The sequence below is a fragment of the Streptomyces sp. NPDC086077 genome, from assembly GCF_040686175.1.
GTDB lineage: Bacteria > Actinomycetota > Actinomycetes > Streptomycetales > Streptomycetaceae > Streptomyces.
Genome location: NZ_JBFBJT010000068.1, coordinates 19,860 through 38,438, shown reverse-complemented (window position 1 = coordinate 38,438; position 18,579 = coordinate 19,860). Strand labels below are relative to the sequence as shown.

The following is an 18,579-nucleotide window of genomic DNA, read 5'->3' as shown; positions in this document are numbered from 1 at the left end:
CACGGTGGACTCGCTGCAGCAGACCAGCAGCAGATCGTCCGGTACGCGCAGCCCGTAGCGGCGGGCGGCCGCGAGCAGGTCGGTGCCGTTCGGGTCGAACAGACCGTAGACGGCGTCCGGCCGGTCGGGCCGGGCGAGCAGGCGGTCGGCGGCGACGGCTCCGGCACAGGGGTCGTGCGCCGGGTACGCCTCGTAGACCGGGGTCTGGCCGACACGCTCGCACCAGCGCAGGTACGCCGTGGTGGACAGGTGGGTGTAGGTGTCCGTCGTGGTCCCGGTCAGCAGGCCGATCCGGCGGGCGCCGGCCTCGGCGAGGTGGTCGAGGATGCCGAGCACCGCGGCCTCGTGGTCGTTGTCGACCCAGGCGGTGACCGGCAGGGATCCTGCGGGGCGGCCGTCGGAGACGACCGGTAAACCCTGCCTGACCAGCTCGCTCACGACCGGGTCCTGGTCGGACGGGTCGATGACGACGGTGCCGTCGAGGGCCACGTTCGACCACACGTCATGACGTGAGGTCGCGGGCAGGATGACGAGTGCGTAGCCACGGGCGAGCGCGGCCGAGGTGGCGGCGCGGGCCATCTCGGCGAAGTAGGCGAACTCCGTGAAGGTGAAAGGTTCATCCCCGTACGTCGTCACGGTCAGACCGATCAGGCCGGACTTGCCGGTACGGAGGGTTCGGGCCGCGGCCGAGGGGCGGTACCCCAGCCGGTCGGCGACCTCGCGGACATGGCGTCGGGTGGCGTCGGGGAGCCGCCCCTTGCCGTTGAGGGCGTCGGAGACGGTCGTGATGGAGACCCCGGCTGCGGCGGCCACGTCTCTGATGCCCGCCCGGCCCGGCCGACTTCCTCGACGAGAGGTTTCCGCGCGGCTCACCTGGTGCTTCCCTGCTGCTGTCATGGCGAGCCGATAGTAGGGCTCATGCGGTGGGGTAGGGCGGACGCATATGCACACGTTGACAGGTACGTTTCTGCAAGGTCATATGGAGTCAAATGCCTTAGAATTCAAGGGAGTTGACGTCACATATTGAAGTACGTGACTTGTCGGCGTGCACCCACCTGCCAAGACCCCGATGTTTCGAAGAGGTCTCAACTCACCTGACCGGGCGATGCGCGCCAGGGCGTGAGCCACCGGCGCGTAGATATATGTGCGGCGCGCCCCCTGATTCGTACGCCTTCATACGGTGATGCCCCTGATGCCAGTGGGACTGATGTGGTCTGGCCCCACCCATACGCAGTCGCGCCGAATCCTCATAAGGTGAGAAGCATTGGAAGCCGGCGGCGGTCAGGGGCCGCCGGTGGTCGTGAGGAGGACTGCGGTGAGCGAGACGAGCCCGAAGCTGCGCGCCGAGTTGGAGGGGATTCCCACCTACAAGCCGGGCCGGCCGGCCGCGGCCGAAGGCCCGGTGGCGTACAAGCTGTCCTCCAACGAGAACCCGTACCCGCCGCTGCCGGGCGTGATGGAGAGCGTGACGGCCGCCGCCTCGTCCTTCAACCGCTACCCGGACATGTTCTGCACGGACCTGGTGAACGAGTTGGCCAACCGTTTCGGCGTCCCGGTGTCCCACCTGGCCACCGGCACCGGCTCGGTCGGCGTCGCCCAGCAGCTCGTGCAGGCCACCAGCGGGCCCGGCGACGAGGTGATCTACGCCTGGCGCTCCTTCGAGGCCTACCCGATCATCACGCAGATCAGCGGCGCCACGTCCGTGCAGGTGCCGCTGACGTCAGGCGCCGTGCACGACCTGGACGCGATGGCCGACGCGATCACGGACCGGACCCGGCTGATCTTCGTCTGCAACCCCAACAACCCCACCGGCACGGTCGTACGGCGGGCCGAGCTGGAGCGGTTCCTGGACCGGGTGCCCAGTGATGTGCTGGTGGTGCTCGACGAGGCGTACCGCGAGTTCATCCGCGACCCCGAGGTGCCGGACGGCGTCGAGCTGTACAGGGAGCGGCCGAACGTCTGTGTGCTGCGGACGTTCTCCAAGGCGTACGGCCTGGCCGGACTGCGCGTCGGGTTCGCCATCGCCCGTGAGCCGGTGGCCGCCGCGCTGCGCAAGACGGCGGTTCCGTTCGGGGTGAGCCGGCTCGCGCAGGAGGCGGCGATCGCCTCGCTGCGGGCCGAGGACGAGTTGCTCGGCCGGGTCGGGTCTTTGGTGTGTGAGCGCAACCGTGTGGCCGAAGGGCTGCGCGACCAGGGCTGGCCGGTTCCGGAGACCCAGGCGAACTTCGTGTGGCTGCCGCTGGGTGAGCACACGGTCGCCTTCGCGGCGGCGTGCGAGCAGGCGGGCGTGATCGTGCGGCCGTTCCCTGGTGAGGGTGTGCGCGTGACGATCGGTGAGACCGAGGGCAACGACATCTTCCTGAAGGTGACGGAGGGGTTCGTCAAGAACCTCTGATCCTCGAGAACCTCTGGGAGAGGGGCTCGAGAACCTCTGAGGTGGGGCTCGAGAACCTCTGAGGTGGGGGGAGGTGGCGACCGCGTCGGCACAGCCGAAGGAGCGGTCGCCCCGACCTTGAACGGATCGCGCCCGCTCAGCGATCACACGTCCACGATCTCCACCCGTATCGGATCGCCGTGGTGAACCGTGGCGAGCAGGCGGGGATCGCCGTCGATGTGGCCGAGGACATTGCACGGACTGGCCAGACGGCATTCCTCGCCCTGGGAGATCGGCGTGGGCCCGTAGGGGAGTGCCAGGGCGTCACCGTCGGTCCAGAAAGCCACCGTGCCGGGCTCGACGACCTGACGGGCGCCCGTTTCACGTGAAACGGCGATGCCCGTGTCGAAGTAGACCTCCTCGCCCCAGGTGTGGGCCGTGGAGGTGAGCGGCAGTGCCTTGATGAGGGCCCGCGTGGTCGGGGTGTCATCGAGGGTCGCGGTGAGGTGCCCCGAGGGCCAGGAGATCCAGATCTGCGTCAGCTGCGTCTGCATGCCATCAATTCAACAATATGTTGAAGTTGCCGCCAAGGGGTTGACGCGACATAGGGGGACCCCCTTTCGGATGTCGGGCATCTGTGCGTCATAATGGCTTGTGAATGTGAACGCGTTCACAAGCTCGTCCCGATTGCCTTGGATGTGTAGGGCAAAAGGGGCTAACTGCCGCAGTGTCCACGGCGATGTAAGGAGAGACGACGTGGAATTGGCTTTGGCGCCGGAAACCTTGGCGCGATGGCAGTTCGGCATCACCACCGTCTACCACTTCCTGTTCGTTCCCCTGACGATCTCACTCGCCGCCCTCACGGCCGGCCTGCAGACCGCATGGGTGCGCACCGAGAAGGAGAAGTACCTCAGGGCGACCAAGTTCTGGGGCAAGCTCTTCCTGATCAACATCGCCATGGGTGTCGTCACCGGCATCGTGCAGGAGTTCCAGTTCGGCATGAACTGGTCCGACTACTCGCGCTTCGTCGGTGACGTCTTCGGGGCGCCCCTCGCCTTCGAGGCCCTGATCGCGTTTTTCTTCGAGTCCACCTTCATCGGGCTGTGGATCTTCGGCTGGGACAAGCTGCCGAAGAGGATCCACCTGGCCTGCATCTGGATGGTCTCGATCGGCACCCTGCTGTCGGCGTACTTCATCCTCGCGGCGAACTCGTGGATGCAGCACCCGGTCGGCTACCGGATCAACGAGGAGAAGGGCCGCGCGGAGCTGACCGACTTCTGGGTCGTGCTGACCCAGAACACCACGCTCAACCAGGTCTTCCACAGCTTCTCGGCGGCCTTCCTGACGGGTGGCGCCTTCATGGTGGGCATCGCCGCCTTCCACCTGCTGCGCAAGAAGCACATCCCGGTGATGCGGACGTCCCTCCGGCTCGGCCTGGTCACCGTGGCGGTCGGCGGCCTGCTCACCGCGGTCAGCGGAGACACCCTGGGCAAGGTCATGTACGAGCAGCAGCCGATGAAGATGGCCGCCGCCGAGGCACTGTGGGACGGCGAGGAGCCGGCGCCCTTCTCCGTGTTCGCGTACGGGGACGTCGACAAGGGCCACAACAAGGTCGCCCTGGAGATACCCGGTCTGCTCTCCTTCCTGGCCCACAGCGACTTCGAGTCGTACGTGCCGGGCATCAACGACACCAACAAGGCCCTCCAGGAGAAGTACGGCCCCGGTGACTACAAGCCCATCGTCCCCGTCGCCTACTGGGGCTTCCGCTGGATGATCGGCTTCGGTATGGCGTCGTTCTCCATCGGACTGCTGGGGCTGTGGCTCACGCGAAAGAAGTTCCTGCTGCCGGTCGCGTCGCGGACCGGGGAGGACGAGGTGCCGCATCTGGTGCTGCTGAGGAAGCCGCTGCGGCCGCGGCTCACCCGCCTGTACTGGCTGGTGGCGGTCTGGACGATGGCCTTCCCGCTGATAGCCAACGCCTGGGGCTGGATCTTCACCGAGATGGGCCGCCAGCCGTGGGTCGTCTACGGCCTGTTCCAGACCCGCGACGCGGTCTCCCCCGGCGTCTCCCTGGGCGAGGTCCTCACCTCGATGATCGTCTTCACGACGCTCTACGCCGTCCTCGCCGTGATCGAGGTCAAGCTGCTCGTGAAGTACGTCAAGGCCGGCCCGCCCGAACTCACGGAGGCCGACCTGAATCCGCCTACGAAGATCGGCGGCGACCTCCGTGACGCCGACAAGCCGATGGCCTTCTCCTACTAGGCCGAGGGAGCTGCACAGTCATGGAACTGCACGACGTCTGGTTCGTCCTGATCGCCGTCCTGTGGACCGGCTACTTCTTCCTGGAGGGTTTCGACTTCGGGGTCGGCGTCCTCACCAAGCTGCTGGCCCGGAACCGGGCCGAGAAGCGGGTGCTGATCAACACGATCGGCCCGGTGTGGGACGGCAACGAGGTGTGGCTGCTGTCGGCCGGTGGTGCCACGTTCGCCGCCTTCCCCGAGTGGTACGCGACACTCTTCTCGGGCTTCTACCTGCCGCTGCTGCTCATCCTGGTCTGCTTGATCGTCCGCGGTGTCGCCTTCGAGTACCGGGCCAAGCGGCCCGAGGAGAACTGGCAGCGCAACTGGGAGCACGCGATCTTCTGGTGCTCGCTGATCCCCGCGTTCCTGTGGGGTGTCGCCTTCGGCAACATCGTCGGGGGCGTGAAGATCGACCAGGACTTCGAGTACGTCGGCAGCCTGGGGGACCTGCTCAACCCCTACGCGTTGCTCGGCGGCCTGGTGACGCTGACCCTGTTCACCTTCCACGGCGCGGTGTTCACGGCCCTGAAGACGGCCGGCGACATCCGGGAACGGGCCCGCGAGCTGGCCTCTCGGGTCGGTCTGGTGACCGCCGCGCTGGCGCTGCTCTTCCTGCTCTGGACGCAGATCGAGAGCGGGAACGGCAAGAGCCTGGTCGCCCTGGTGGTGGCGGTGGCCGCACTCGTCGTCGCCCTGGTGGCGAACCAGGCCGGGCGCGAGGGCTGGTCCTTCGCGCTCTCCGGCGTCACCATCGTCGCCGCCGTCGCGATGCTCTTCCTGTCGCTCTTCCCGAGCGTCATGCCGTCCTCGCTCAATGAGGACTGGAGCCTGACGGTCACCAACGCCTCGTCGAGCCCGTACACCCTGAAGATCATGACCTGGTGCGCGGGGATCGCCACACCGATCGTCCTGCTCTACCAGTCGTGGACGTACTGGGTGTTCCGTAAGCGGATCGGCACTCAGCACATTGCCGAACCCGCACACTGAGTCCGGCTGGGGTGTGTTTCACGTGAAACACACCCCATGGGCCTGAAGGGCATGTTTCACGTGAAACCCATCGATCCGCGTCTGCTGCGTTACGCCCGCGCCACCCGGCTCTTCCTCGTGGCGGTCGTCGGTCTGGGTGCCGTCGGCGCCTCGCTCGTCATCGCTCAGGCCATGCTCATCGCCGAGACGGTCGTCGGCGCGTTCCAGCACGGCATGTCCGTCGCCGAACTCCGCACTCCCTTGGCCCTGTTGATGGCCGTCGCCTGCGGCCGCGCGCTGATCTCCTGGCTCACCGAACTCGCCGCGCACCGCGCCGGCGCGGCGGTGAAGTCGGAGCTCCGGGGACGGCTGCTGGAGCGTGCCGCACAGCTGGGCCCCGGCTGGCTGAGCGGGCAGCGCACCGGATCCCTGGTGGCCCTCGCCACACGCGGGGTGGACGCTCTCGACGACTACTTCTCACGCTATCTGCCGCAGTTGGGACTCGCGGTGGTCGTGCCCGTGGCCGTGCTGGCGCGGATCGTCACCGAGGACTGGGTCTCCGCCGCCATCATCGTCGGCACCCTGCCGTTGATCCCGGTCTTCATGGTGCTGATCGGCTGGGCCACCCAGTCCCGGATGGACCGTCAGTGGCGGCTGCTCGCCCGGTTGTCCGGGCACTTCCTGGACGTCGTCGCTGGACTGCCGACTCTCAAGGTGTTCGGCCGGGCCAAGGCACAAGCAGAGTCGATCAAGCGGATCACCGATGAATACCGGCAGGCCACGATGCGGACGCTGCGCATCGCGTTCCTGTCGTCGTTCGCGCTGGAACTGCTCGCCACGATCTCGGTCGCGCTGGTCGCCGTGACGATCGGCATGCGCCTCGTGCACGGCGAGATGGACCTCTACATCGGTCTGGTCATCCTCATCCTCGCCCCGGAGGCGTATCTACCGCTGCGGCAGGTGGGCGCGCAGTACCACGCGGCGGCCGAGGGGCTCGCCGCGGCCGAGGAGATCTTCGCTGTCCTGGAGACGCCCGTACCGGCGTCGGGAACACGGACCCCGCCGGCGGGTGCGCTGTCCTTCGAGGGAGTGACCGTCCGGTACCCGGGCCGGGCCACGGACGCCCTGTCCGACGTGACGTTCACCGTCGCGCCCGGGGAGACGGTCGCACTCGTCGGGCCGAGCGGTGCGGGCAAGTCGACATCGCTGAACGCGTTGCTGGGGTTCGTGCGTCCGGCCGAGGGGCGGGTGCGGATCGGGGGAGTGGATCTCGCCGAGGTCGATCTGGCGCAGTGGCGGTCGCGGATCGCGTGGGTGCCGCAGCGGCCGCACCTGTTCGCCGGGACGATCACCGAGAACGTACGGCTGGCCCGCCCCGACGCGGACGACACGGCCGTAGCCCGGGCGCTGGGCGACGCGGGGGCGCTCGCGTTCGTGGAGGCCCTCCCGCAGGGCGCCGACACCGTGATCGGTGAGGACGGGGCGGGCCTGTCCGCCGGCCAGCGGCAGCGGCTCGCGCTCGCGCGGGCCTTCCTCGCGGACCGGCCCGTGCTGCTGCTCGACGAGCCGACGGCCGCCCTGGACGGGGAGACCGAGGCCGCAGTCGTGGAGGCCGTGGGGCGCTTGGTGGCCGGGCGGACCGTGCTGCTGGTCGTGCACAGGCCGGCGCTGCTGCGTGTGGCGGACCGGGTGGTACGGCTGGACGAGGCGGACCGGGCGAGGCGGCTCGGCGAGGCCCTCTCCCCCACCGAGCCGGCCACCGGCCGGACGTCGGAAGCCACGCTCCCGGCCGTGACACACCCGTTCACCGAAACCCTTCGGGAGACAGACGGGACCCATTCCGCGCCGGGCACCCGCGGTGGCGTCCTCGCCCGCGTCCGTGCCCTGTCCGGTGCCCGGCGTGGGCGGCTCGGCCTCGCCCTGCTGCTCGGAAGCCTCGCCCTCGGCAGTGCCGTCGGGCTCATGGCCACCTCCGGCTGGCTGATCTCCCGGGCCTCGCAACAGCCGCCCGTGCTGTATCTGATGGTGGCGGTGACCGCCACACGCGCGTTCGGAATCGGGCGGGCCGTGTTCCGGTACGCCGAGCGGCTCGTTTCGCACGACGCGGTGCTGCGGATGCTGGCCGACACCAGGGTGGCCGTCTACCGACGGCTGGAGCGGCTGGCGCCCGCCGGGCTGCACCGGACCCGCCGGGGTGACCTGCTGTCGCGGCTCGTCGCCGACGTGGATGCCCTGCAGGACTACTGGCTCAGGTGGCTGCTGCCTGCCGGCGCCGCGGTCGCCGTCGCCACGGCCGCCGCCGGCTTCACCGGCTGGCTGCTGCCGGAGGCCGGGGCGGTGCTCGCCGTCGGACTGCTCGCGGCCGGGGCCGGCGTCCCGCTGGTCACCGCCACCGTGGCGCGGCGCGCGGAACGCAGGCTGGCCCCCAGCCGAGGCGTGTTGGCGACGCGCGTGGCCGACCTGCTCACCGGCACCGCCGAGCTGAGCGTCGCCGGTGCCCTGCCCGTCCGTACCGCCGAGACCCGGCAGGCCGACGCCGTGCTCACCCGGATCGCCTCGCGGGCCGCCACCGCCACCGCGATCGGCGACGGACTCACCGCGCTGATCTCCGGCCTGACCGTCACGGCCGCCGCCCTTGTGGGTGCCCAGGCGGTGGCCGACGGCCGGCTGAACGGCGTGGCCATGGCAGCCGTCGTGCTCACCCCGCTGGCCGCCTTCGAGGCCGTGCTCGGGATGCCGCTCGCGGCGCAGTTCCGGCAGCGGGTGCGCAAGAGCGCCGAGCGGGTCCACGAGGTGCTGGACGCCCCCGAGCCCGTACGCGAACCCGAGCGGCCGCGGCAGGCGCCCGCGTCGCCGTTCCCGGTCGCCCTGAAGGGACTGGCGGCCCGGCACACCGGGCAGGACCGGGACGCGCTCGCCGGGCTCGACCTGACGCTCGACAAGGGGCGCCGGATCGCCGTGGTCGGCGCGTCCGGGTCCGGCAAGACGACGCTCGCGCAGGTGCTGCTGCGCTTCCTGGACGCGGACGCCGGCACCTACACGCTGGGCGGCGTGGACGCGTACGCCCTGGCCGGTGACGACGTAAGGCGACTGGTCGGGCTGTGTGCGCAGGACGCGCACCTCTTCGACAGCTCGGTGCGCGAGAACCTGCTGCTCGCCCGCCGGGACGCGACCGAGGACGAGCTGCGGGACGCGCTCCGGCGGGCGCGGTTGCTCGACTGGGTCGAGAGTCTGCCCGACGGACTCGACACGCACGTCGGGGAACACGGCGCACGGCTGTCCGGCGGTCAGCGGCAGCGGCTGGCGCTGGCGCGCGCACTGCTGGCCGACTTCCCCGTCCTCGTCCTCGACGAGCCCGCCGAGCACCTCGACCTGCTGACGGCCGACGCGCTCACCGCGGATCTGCTGGCCGCCACCGAGGGCCGTACGACCCTGCTCATCACCCACCGGCTGGCCGGGCTGGAGGCCGTGGACGAGGTGATCGTGCTGGACGAGGGGCGCGTGGTGCAGCGCGGGCCGTACGCGGAGCTGGCCAGAGTGGAGGGACCGTTGCGTGCCATGGCTGAGCGGGAGGCGGAGGCGGACCTGCTGGTGGGGGTGGCCTAGCCGTCCGGCGCGGCGCTCGAGTTCCCGTACCGGGGCCTCCAGTACCGGGGGTTCCGGTCTCGGCATTTCCGTATCAGGTGTTTCCATGGCAAATAGGGATCAATAGGATCAGGTTATGACCGCTGCGTCGTCGCCCGCCTCCGAACCGCCTTCCCAGGGGCTGCCCGTCGAGTCGGCGGAACGCGTCCAGCGGTTGCTGGAGGCGATGCGGTCCGTCGGAAGCGGGCTGGAGCTGCACTCGACGCTGGACCGGATCTGCGAGACGGCGGCGTCGCTCGCCGACGCGCGGTACGCGGCGATCGGTGTGATCGCCAAGGACGGAAGCGGTCTCGCCGACTTCGTGTTCCACGGTGTGGACGCGGCGACCGCCCGGGAGATCGTGCGGCTGCCCGACGGGCATCGGGGCCTGTTCGGGGCGCTCATCCAGGACCCGGAGCCGGTCCGGCTCGCGAACCTCACCGAGGACCCGCGCTCCTGCGGCTTCCCGGACCACCATCCACCGATGCGCGGCCTTCTCGGCGTTCCCCTCCGCGTCCGGGGCGAGAGCTTCGGGAATCTCTACCTGGCCGAGAAGCGCGGCGACGAGCCGTTCAGCGACTACGACCTGGGCATCGTGCAGGTGCTGGCCACCGAGGCGGGCATCGCCATCGGCAACGCCCGGCTGTACGAGGCTGCTCAGCAGGGCGAGCGCTGGATCGACGGGTCGGTCGCCGTCACCACCGCCCTGCTCTCCGGCGGTGACACGGACGACGCCCTCCAGGTCGTGGCGGAACAGGCCCGCCGACTGTCCGGTTCGGCGGCCGGGCTGGTGCTGTTGCCTACCTGCGAGGGCGGACTGGAGATCGCCGCCGTCGCCTCGGACCGCCCGTCGAAGGCCCTGGGCGCCGTCATTCCGGCGGTCAGCCCGGTCGTCGCCGAACTTCTCGCCGGACAGGCCGTGTTCCTGGCGGACGCCGCCACCGACAGCCGCATGGCCGCCGGACCTGTCCGTGACTTCGGGCCGACGATGCTGCTGCCCCTGCGGAGCGACGGTCGCGTTCTCGGCGTCCTCGTCCTGCCGCGTGCCCGCGGGGAACGGGCGTTCGGTGAGACCGAGCGCACGCTCGCCGTCCAGTTCGCCTCGCAGGCCGCGCTCGCCCTGAAGATGGCAGAGGCGCAGCGCGACCGGGAGCGGCTCGCGGTGTACGAGGACCGCGACCGTATCGCCCGCGACCTGCACGACATCGTCGTCCAGCGGCTGTTCGCCACCGCGACGCTGCTGGAGAGCGCGCAGGACGAGTCCGCCGTGCCCGAGGTCCGCGACAGCGTCGGCAGTACCGTCGGCGAACTCGACGTCACCATCCAGGAGATCCGCAGCAGCGTCTTCGCCCTTCGACAGGACCCCGCCGGCACCCCGTCGGGGCTGCGTACACGTGTGCTGCGCGAGATCGACGCGGCAGCCGCGCCCTTCGGCTTCAGGCCCTCGCACCGCTTCGTCGGCCCGGTCGACACCGCCGTGGACGACGTCACAGGGGAGAACCTCGTCGCGTCCCTGCGCGAGGTCCTCTCCAACGTCCTCCGGCACGCCGGCGCCTCCCGGGTCGACGTCGTCGTCGACGCGAACGCGAGCCTGCCGGACGGCCGCCGGGGCGTACGCCTGACCGTCGCGGACGACGGCGTCGGCATCCCCGACGGCGGGCGGCGCAGCGGCCTGAGGAACCTTGAGCGCCGTGCGGAATCGCTCGGCGGCGCCAGCTGGCACGGGCCGGGCAGCGGCGAGGGCGGGGGCGGCACGACGGTGGTGTGGCAGACGCCGCTCTGATGGAGTGCACGGCGGTGGCGGGCAGCCGGGTCTGATCCAGGGCCACGGCGGGGGTGTCGACGCCTCGTCGCCCGACGCACAGTCAGACGGCGGGCTCTCTGACCCTGTTCGGCCGTACCGCTGCTCCATCCGGGCCGCGTCGGTCCCCCATGCGTACGACTCCGACAGGGCCTTGGGCGCCCGCGCGGGCCAGGATCGCTGGCATGCGCTCATCCCGCCGCCCCCGCTGGCTCGTTCCGGCACTGCTGTGCGCGCTCGCCGTGCTCGCAGCCCGGCCCACCGAGACGCCGGGGAGGGGCCCGGCCCGGGGCGGCGCGGATCAAGGCGTCAGTGCCGAGGTGGCGCGGCTGTACGAGGACGCGGCAGCGGCGACGCGGCAGTACGAGGAGGGTCGGCGCGTGGCCAAGGCACAGCGGAAGCGCGCGGGTGAGCTGGAAGGACTCCTCGACCGCGAACGGCGGCAGCTAGCCGTACTGCACGAGGACCTGGGGCGCCTCGCGCGTGCCCAGTACCGCAGTGGTGGGGACGTCCCGCTCAGCGCACGGGTGCTACTCGGGGACGATCCGGACGCGCTGATGCGCGGTCAGCAGGCGCACAAGCAGGCGGACACCGCGCTCAACAAGGCCATCAGCAAGAGCCGTGGCGCCGAGGCCCGGCTCGCGGCGGACGAGGCCAGGGCCGCGGCGGAGTGGAAGGCGCTGGAGAAGCGGAACGCCGAGCTCGTCGAGCTGAAGAGCGGCATCGAGCGCAAACTCGAAGAGGCCCGCCGGCGGTTGCAGGCGGAGGCCGACACATCGGCCGCCGCGGGCACCTGCCGGCGCGCGGCCCGGCTCGACCAGCCGGGCCGGTCCTTCACGCGAGCGTGGGTGGCGCCGGTGGAGAAGTACTGGTTGTCCGCGCGGTTCGGCAGCGGCGGCTCCCGCTGGGCGAACCGGCACACCGGGCAGGACTTCGCGGTGCCGATCGGCACGCCCGTGCGGTCGGTGGGCGGCGGCCGGGTCGTCGATGTGTCGTGCGGCGGTGCCTTCGGCATCCAGATCGTGGTCGCGCACCCTGGCGGTTACTACAGCCAGTACGCCCACCTGGCGTCGGTCGCCGTCGGCCAGGGGGACACCGTGGTGCCGGGGCAGTGGATCGGTCAGTCCGGCACGACGGGCAACTCGACCGGTCCCCACCTGCACTTCGAGGTACGGGTCACCCCGGAACTGGGCTCGGGGGTGGACCCGGTGCCGTGGTTGGCGGCACGAGGGGTCCACCTCTGACCGCGGACGGTCAAGCCCGCTCCGCCAGCATCCGCTCGATCACGACCGCCACGCCGTCGTCGTTGTTGGCGACCGTCCGGCCCGAGGCCGCGGCGATGACGTCCGGGTGGGCGTTGCCCATGGCGTACGACTGTCCCGCCCAGGTGAGCATCTCGACGTCGTTGGGCATGTCACCGAAGGCGACGACTTCCTCATGGGAGATACCGCGCTCGGCACAGCACAGGGCGAGCGTGCTGGCCTTGGAGACGCCGGGGCCGCTGATCTCCAGCAGGGCGCTGGGACTGGACCGGGTGACGTTGGCGCGCTCGCCGACGGCGAGACGGGCCAGGGTGAGGAAGGCGTCCGGGTCGATCTTGGGGTGATAGGCGAGGATCTTCAGCACGGGCTCGCCCGCCCCGGGCGCGTCCGGCGCCAGCAGCCGCTCGGCCGGCGCGAGGGTGTCGGGGGCCTCCATGTGCAGCTTGGGATAGTCCGGCTCCTGGTAGAAGCCGTACGTCTGCTCGACCGCGTACACCGTGCCGGGTGCCGCGTCGCGCAGAAGCCGTACGGCGTCCAGCGCGTTCTCGCGGGCCAGCTCCCGCACCTTCACGAACCGGTGGGTGCCCGGGCCGCCGTGCAGGTCGACCACGGCTGCGCCGTTGCCACAGATCGCGAGGCCGTGACCGTGGACGTGGTCACTGACGACGTCCATCCAGCGGGCCGGGCGGCCGGTGACGAAGAAGACCTCGATGCCCGCCTCCTCGGCCGCCGCGAGGGCGGCGATCGTGCGCGGGGACACCGACTTGTCGTCCCGGAGCAGCGTGCCGTCGAGGTCGGTGGCGATCAGCCGTGGTGGAACCACGGCTGCCGGGGTCTCGGGCTGTCGAGTCGCTGAGGTCACCCGGCCATTCTCGCGCACGGGCCTGCACGGGTGTGCGGGAGCCCGCGCAGCTGAGTACATGCCGCTCCCACCTGCACCGTTGCCCCGCGACGGCCCAGGCACACGGGAATCCGCCGGCTCAGCCCAGCTGCGCCGGGGCCTCCATCGCGATCTGCTCGAAGGTCTTCTCGTCCGCGACGAAGTCCGAGTCCGGGATGGGCCAGTGGATCACGATGTCGGTGAAGCCCAGCTCCTGGTGCCGCCCCGCGAAGTCCACGAACGCGTCGAGGGAGCCCAGCGGCAGTTGGCGGTCGGGGGTGAACCCGGTGAGGAGGACCTTGTCCATGCCGGAGCTGTCGCGCCCGATCTCGGCGCAGGCGTCGGCGAGCTTCTCGGTCTGCCGGCGAAGGGCCTGGACCGACTGCGCGGGAGTGCCGCCCTCGTAGAGCTTGGGGTCACCGGTGGTCACCCACGCCTGGCCGTGGCGCGCGGCGAGCTTCAGACCGCGCGGGCCGGTCGCGGCCACCGCGAACGGCAGCCGGGGGCGCTGCACACACCCGGGGATGTTGCGCGCCTCGTGCGCCGCGTAGTAGTCGCCGCTGTACGACACCGCGTCCTCGGTCAGCAGCAGGTCCAGCAGCGGCAGGAACTCGCCGAACCGGTCGGCACGCTCCTTCGGGGTCCAGGCCTCCTGCCCCAGCGCGGTGGCGTCGAAGCCGGTGCCGCCGGCTCCTATGCCTAGCGTGATCCGGCCACCGGAGATGTCGTCGAGGGAGATCAGTTCCTTGGCGAGTGTCACCGGGTGCCGGAAGTTCGGTGAGGTGACCAGGGTGCCCAGCCGCAGGCGGTCGGTGACGGCCGCGGCCGCGGTCAGCGTCGGCACGGCACCGAACCACGGGCCGTCCCGGAAGCTGCGCCAGGACAGGTGGTCGTAGGTGTACGCGGTGTGGAAGCCGAGCTGCTCAGCGCGCTGCCAGGCCGCACGGCCGCCCTCGTGCCAACGGCGGTACGGGAGGATCACAGTGCTCAGACGCAGACTCATGGATCCGAGCCTAAGCGGCCTCCTCTGTTTCACGTGAAACCGTCACCGTAGGTAGCTGCTCAGCCACGGAGTCAGCGAGCCTGGGGCCGTTCAGGGAAGCGCAGGTACTGCGCTGGGACGGCCTGGGTCAGCCACACGCCGTTCGCGCTGACCTGGAACACATGGCCGTCGCGGTGCATCGCGCCCGCGTCCACCGCCAGCACCACGGGCCGGCCGCGGCGGGCGCCGACGCGGGTCGCGGTCTCGCGGTCGGCGGAGAGGTGCACGTCGTGGCGTCTCATGGGTCTGAGCCCTTCGGCGCGGATCGCGTCCAGACTGCCGGCCACGGTGCCGTGGTACAGGTAGGCCGGTGGGGTCGCCGGGGGCAGGCCGAGGTCGACCTCGACGCTGTGGCCCTGGCTGGCCCGTATCCGCGTGCCGTCGACGGCGAAGCGCTTCTTGTCGTTCGCCGCCACCACATGGTCCAGCTCTTCGCGGGTGAACCGGAAGTCGTGCGCGGTCGCCGCCGCGATCAGCGTCTCGATCTCGATCCAGCCGCCCGCGTCCAGCGTGAGCCCGATCCGCTCGGGTTGGTGGCGCAGGTGCTTCGAGAGGTACTTCGAGACCTTCACCGTGCGTCTTTCGTCCATGCCTCCAGAGTGCCGGGCGAGACGTGGATCACGCACTTGATTTTGCTCCACAGGTTTGATCCACAACTAACTGTAGTTATCCACAGGGCAATTGGCGGAGCTGTGGACAAGCACCCAAGTATTTCAGGTGCTTTGATCAATCTTTGAGTGTTTTGCACCTTTTGAGGCCAGCTGGTCCAAGGCTCGCGCCCGCACCTCCCGTTCGGCGGCGAGAGCGACGAACGTACCGGCCTGCTCGGCGCCAACCAGCGCTTCCACGGCCCGCATCGTGTCCGCCGGTATCCGCACCAGTCGCGTCTCGTCCCCCGCCCTCTCGCTCGCGCTGCCACCGAGATGCCGGAGCAGATGCCGGGACGACAACACGCGCATCGCACGCGCCAGTTCCGCGTCCACCGTGTGCCGGGCGAGCGGGCGCAGCCGTCGCACGAGAGACGCCGCTTCCGCCGCCTCCGCGTCCGTCGGAGGGTGCGCTCCGTCGAGGTAGCGAGCGAAGACATGCTCGGTGGTGAACTCCAGGAAGCGGGAGGCGATGTGCTCCACCTGTGCCCTCAACTCCCGCAGATGAGCGGAGATCGCCGACAGCGGAACCCCGGCCGCGTGCAACTCCACCGCCACGGCGAGCTCTTGAGGGCTCGGGACGACGAACACCTCCGCGTCGCCCGGCACCGGTTCCAGCACCCCCAGCTCGACGGCCTGCGCGATCGCCGCGTCGTCGGGGGTGCCGCCGAAGCGCTCGGTCAGATCGCCGCGGGTGATCCGGGCGGGCTCCTCGTCGGTCCACGGGCCGTCCACCTCGGCCACGAGTCCGAGGACCCCGCCGAGACCGCGGCCGGTGTCGTGGGCCTCCAGCAGTTCCTTGATCGAGGCCAGGGTGTAGCCCCGGTCGAGGAGGTCGGCGATCTGGCGGAGGCGGTGGACGTGCGTGTCCGTGTAGGTGTTGGCACGGCCACGGCGTTCCGGCCGGGGGAGGACGCCGCGGTCCTGGTACGCCCGGATGGTGCGGACGGTGGTGCCGGTGAGGTGGGCGAGGTCCTCGATGCGGTACGTCGTTGCGCTCATGTGCGTGCCTCGCTCACCACCGCGGTTCCACCCGGGCGATCCTGCGCAGCGCCCCCGGCAGGAACCGCGACATCAGGTACGCGCCTCGCGCCTCGGGAGTCACCGGCACCATCGCCTCGTCGCGCACGACCGCCCGCAGGATCGCCGCGGCGACCTTCTCCGGCGGATAGTTCCGCATTCCGTACAACCGCGCGGTCCGCTTCTGGCGCCGCTTCTCCTCCGCCGCGTCCACGCCCGCGAAGCGGGCCGTCGACGTGATGTTGGTGTTGACGAAGCCGGGGCATATCGCCGTGACACCGATGCCCCGCCCGGCGAGTTCGGCGCGCAGGCACTCGCTCAGCATCAGCACGGCGGCCTTGGAGGTGCTGTACGCGGGCAGCACCCGGGAGGGCTGGTACGCCGCCGCCGACGCGGTGTTGACGATGTGGCCCCCCTGCCCGCGCTCGGCCATCTGCCGGCCGAAGAGCCGGCAGCCGTGGATCACGCCCCACAGGTTGACGTCGAGGACCTTGCGCCAGTCCTCGGTGGTGGTGTCCAGGAAGGCTCCGGACAGTCCGATCCCGGCGTTGTTCACCAGCACGTCCACGACGCCGTACTCCGTCGCGACCTTCTCCGCGAGCTTCTCCATCGCCTGCTCGTCGGAGACGTCGACGGTCTCGGCCCAGGCCTGCGGCGCACCGATCAGACGGGACATCTCGGCGGTCCTGGCCGCCCCCTCCGCGTCCCGGTCGACGGCGACCACCCGCGCGCCGGCCTCCGCGAACGCGAACGCCGTCGCCCTACCGATGCCGCTGCCCGCGCCCGTGACCAGCACGAGCTGCCCGCCGAAACGGTCCGCGTACCGGCCCGTCGCCTTGATCACCGGCCCGCCTCCTTCGTTGGCGATCACGAATTCCTCGATCCAGGCGGCCAGCTGGTCCGGACGGCTGCGCGGGATCCAGTGTCGGGCGGGCAGCGTCCGCCGCGTCAGCTGCGGAGCCCACCGCTCCAGCTCGTCGTAGAGACGCTCGGACAGAAACGCGTCGCCCAGGGGCGTGATGAGCTGCACGGGCGCGTGCGCGTAGGCGTCCGGACGGGGTCTGCGCAGCCGGCGCCGTACGTTGTCCCGGTACAGCCATGCCCCGTGCGCCGCGTCCGTGGGCAGCGACGAGGTCGGATAGGTGTCGCCCGGGACCCTCTCCATGAGCTCCAGGATGCGCGGCCAGTGTTTGCCGAGGGGGCCGCGCCAGGCCAGCTCGGGCAGGACGGGCGTGTGCAGCAGGTACACGTACCAGGACTTGGCGCCCTGGCCGAGGAGCTGGCCGACCCGGCGCGGGGTGGGGCGCCTGACCCGCTGCCTGACCCAGTGTCCGAAGTGATCCAGGGACGGCCCGGACATCGAGGTGAACGACGCGATCCGGCCCTCGGTGCGCCGGACGGTGACGAACTCCCACGACTGCACCGAGCCCCAGTCGTGCCCCACCACATGCACCGGGCGGTCCGGGCTCACCGCGTCCACGACGGCCAGGAAGTCGTCCGTCAGCTTCTCCAGCGTGAACCCGCCGCGCAGCGGCCGCGGTGCCGTCGACCGGCCGTGGCCCCGGACGTCGTACAACACGACGTGGAAGCGGTGCGCGAGGCGGTTCGCGACCTCGGACCACACCTCCTTGCTGTCCGGGTAGCCGTGCACGAGGACGACCGTCGGCTGCTGCGGATCGCCCAGCTCGGCCACGCACAGCTCGATCCCGCCCGTGCGCACCCGGCGCTCCCGCGCGCCTGCGAGCATCGTCACTTCTCCTCCGCCCAGCGCCGCACGTGCGGCAGGTCGTCGTCCAGCCAGCAGGCGCTCTCCTCGGGGTTCCTGGAGTCGGTGACGACGAGGATCTCCTCGAACTTCGCGCCCGTGCCCCGGAACCCGAGGTGGGGTTCGACCGCCCACAGTCCCGGCCGCGGCGGGTGGTCCGAGAAGCGGTACGGCGACCAGAGCGGGGACCACCCCTCGCGGTGGCCGTGCAGCACGTCACCGGCGAGACCCTTCAGGGACTGCGTGCCGAACCCGAACAGGCGCGGGGACCAGCGGCGCTCCCGCACCCGGTCCACCTTGTGGGCGATCACTCCGAAGGGGTACGCGCGATGCCGGTTGGCGTAGCCCTGGCGGACCATGAGGCGGTCCACGTCCTCGTAGATCTCGCGCAGCGGGCGCCGTTCGCGCACCTCGCGAAGGATCAGTTCGCGGTGCGCCTCCAGATCGGCCATCAGCTTGTTCTGCACGGGGTTGATGCCGAGCGAGCCGGAGTAGCCGATGTCCGCCGTGTGCCCCTCGAACACCGGGGCCATGTCCAGGATGAACGGCATTCCCGGCTCGAGGCGCCTGCTGGTGGGGAAGAACTGCAGCGGGACGCGGAAGCCGGCGAACGCCGTGCGGTCGCCGAACCAGGCGAACGGCAGATGGAACCAGTCCCGTACGCCCCGCGCGCGCAGCCACTCCCGCTGCATCCGCGCCGCCTCACGCTCGGTCACGCCCGGCTTCAGCTGGGCGGCCACGGCCTCCGCGCACTCGTAGGCGAGGCGCTGCACTCTCCGGAACCCGCTCAGCTCCGCCGAGCGTTCACTGGTCACTGCCGTCGCCATGGCACCCCCGTCCCACCCGTCGCGGTACGTGCTCGTAACTTGACATCGGTGAATGTGACAGTTGTCAGAGG

General features: G+C 70.6%; 14 protein-coding genes. 6 read left to right on the top strand and 8 right to left on the bottom strand.

The window, feature by feature from the left end; genetic code table 11:
• Nucleotides 1-897 (bottom strand): LacI family DNA-binding transcriptional regulator (locus AB0O67_RS20650; protein WP_365452015.1); only part of this gene is annotated, 897 nt, incomplete at its 3' end.
• A 418-nt stretch (nucleotides 898-1,315) separates the two neighbouring features.
• Here AB0O67_RS20650 and hisC point away from each other — a divergent pair.
• Nucleotides 1,316-2,395, top strand: a complete 1,080-nt coding sequence (gene hisC, locus AB0O67_RS20645; RefSeq protein ID WP_365452013.1) for a histidinol-phosphate transaminase — start codon at nucleotides 1,316-1,318, stop codon at nucleotides 2,393-2,395.
• A gap of 143 nt (nucleotides 2,396-2,538) precedes the next feature.
• On the opposite strand, the gene AB0O67_RS20640 is transcribed toward hisC, so the two are convergent.
• Complete coding sequence (locus AB0O67_RS20640) at nucleotides 2,539-2,928, bottom strand: cyclophilin-like fold protein (protein WP_365452011.1); 390 nt, start codon at nucleotides 2,926-2,928, stop codon at nucleotides 2,539-2,541.
• Between the two features lie 202 nt (nucleotides 2,929-3,130).
• On the opposite strand from AB0O67_RS20640, the gene AB0O67_RS20635 reads away from it, so the two are divergent.
• From AB0O67_RS20635 to AB0O67_RS20615, 5 genes are all read left to right on the top strand, one after another.
• Complete coding sequence (locus tag AB0O67_RS20635; RefSeq protein WP_365452009.1) at nucleotides 3,131-4,636, top strand: cytochrome ubiquinol oxidase subunit I; 1,506 nt, start codon at nucleotides 3,131-3,133, stop codon at nucleotides 4,634-4,636.
• A 20-nt stretch (nucleotides 4,637-4,656) separates the two neighbouring features.
• Entirely contained in the window at nucleotides 4,657-5,661 is a 1,005-nt protein-coding gene (gene cydB, locus AB0O67_RS20630) for a cytochrome d ubiquinol oxidase subunit II (RefSeq protein ID WP_365452007.1), read from the top strand.
• A gap of 51 nt (nucleotides 5,662-5,712) precedes the next feature.
• Nucleotides 5,713-9,246, top strand: a complete 3,534-nt coding sequence (gene cydD, locus AB0O67_RS20625; RefSeq protein ID WP_365452005.1) for a thiol reductant ABC exporter subunit CydD — start codon at nucleotides 5,713-5,715, stop codon at nucleotides 9,244-9,246.
• Between the two features lie 205 nt (nucleotides 9,247-9,451).
• Nucleotides 9,452-11,047, top strand: coding sequence for a GAF domain-containing protein (locus tag AB0O67_RS20620; protein ID WP_365452025.1), 1,596 nt, complete (start codon nucleotides 9,452-9,454; stop codon nucleotides 11,045-11,047).
• Between the two features lie 203 nt (nucleotides 11,048-11,250).
• Nucleotides 11,251-12,309, top strand: a complete 1,059-nt coding sequence (locus tag AB0O67_RS20615; RefSeq protein WP_365452003.1) for a peptidoglycan DD-metalloendopeptidase family protein — start codon at nucleotides 11,251-11,253, stop codon at nucleotides 12,307-12,309.
• A gap of 10 nt (nucleotides 12,310-12,319) precedes the next feature.
• On the opposite strand, the gene AB0O67_RS20610 is transcribed toward AB0O67_RS20615, so the two are convergent.
• The 6 genes from AB0O67_RS20610 to AB0O67_RS20585 all read right to left on the bottom strand — a co-directional run bounded on the left by AB0O67_RS20610 (nucleotide 12,320) and on the right by AB0O67_RS20585 (nucleotide 18,508).
• Entirely contained in the window at nucleotides 12,320-13,189 is an 870-nt protein-coding gene (locus tag AB0O67_RS20610; protein ID WP_365452001.1) for a Cof-type HAD-IIB family hydrolase, read from the bottom strand.
• A gap of 118 nt (nucleotides 13,190-13,307) precedes the next feature.
• Complete coding sequence (locus AB0O67_RS20605) at nucleotides 13,308-14,210, bottom strand: LLM class flavin-dependent oxidoreductase (RefSeq protein ID WP_365451999.1); 903 nt, start codon at nucleotides 14,208-14,210, stop codon at nucleotides 13,308-13,310.
• A gap of 71 nt (nucleotides 14,211-14,281) precedes the next feature.
• The gene (locus tag AB0O67_RS20600) at nucleotides 14,282-14,839 is read right to left on the bottom strand and encodes an RNA 2'-phosphotransferase (protein ID WP_365451997.1); all 558 of its coding nucleotides are present in this window, start codon (nucleotides 14,837-14,839) and stop codon (nucleotides 14,282-14,284) included.
• A 123-nt stretch (nucleotides 14,840-14,962) separates the two neighbouring features.
• Complete coding sequence (locus tag AB0O67_RS20595; protein ID WP_365451995.1) at nucleotides 14,963-15,898, bottom strand: MerR family transcriptional regulator; 936 nt, start codon at nucleotides 15,896-15,898, stop codon at nucleotides 14,963-14,965.
• A gap of 13 nt (nucleotides 15,899-15,911) precedes the next feature.
• Nucleotides 15,912-17,663, bottom strand: a complete 1,752-nt coding sequence (locus AB0O67_RS20590; RefSeq protein ID WP_365452023.1) for an SDR family oxidoreductase — start codon at nucleotides 17,661-17,663, stop codon at nucleotides 15,912-15,914.
• 2 nt (nucleotides 17,664-17,665) lie between these two features.
• Nucleotides 17,666-18,508 carry a M24 family metallopeptidase gene (locus AB0O67_RS20585; RefSeq protein WP_365451993.1) on the bottom strand — a complete coding sequence of 281 codons (843 nt, stop codon included), beginning with the start codon at nucleotides 18,506-18,508 and terminating at the stop codon, nucleotides 17,666-17,668.
• Nucleotides 18,509-18,579 lie beyond the last annotated feature (71 nt).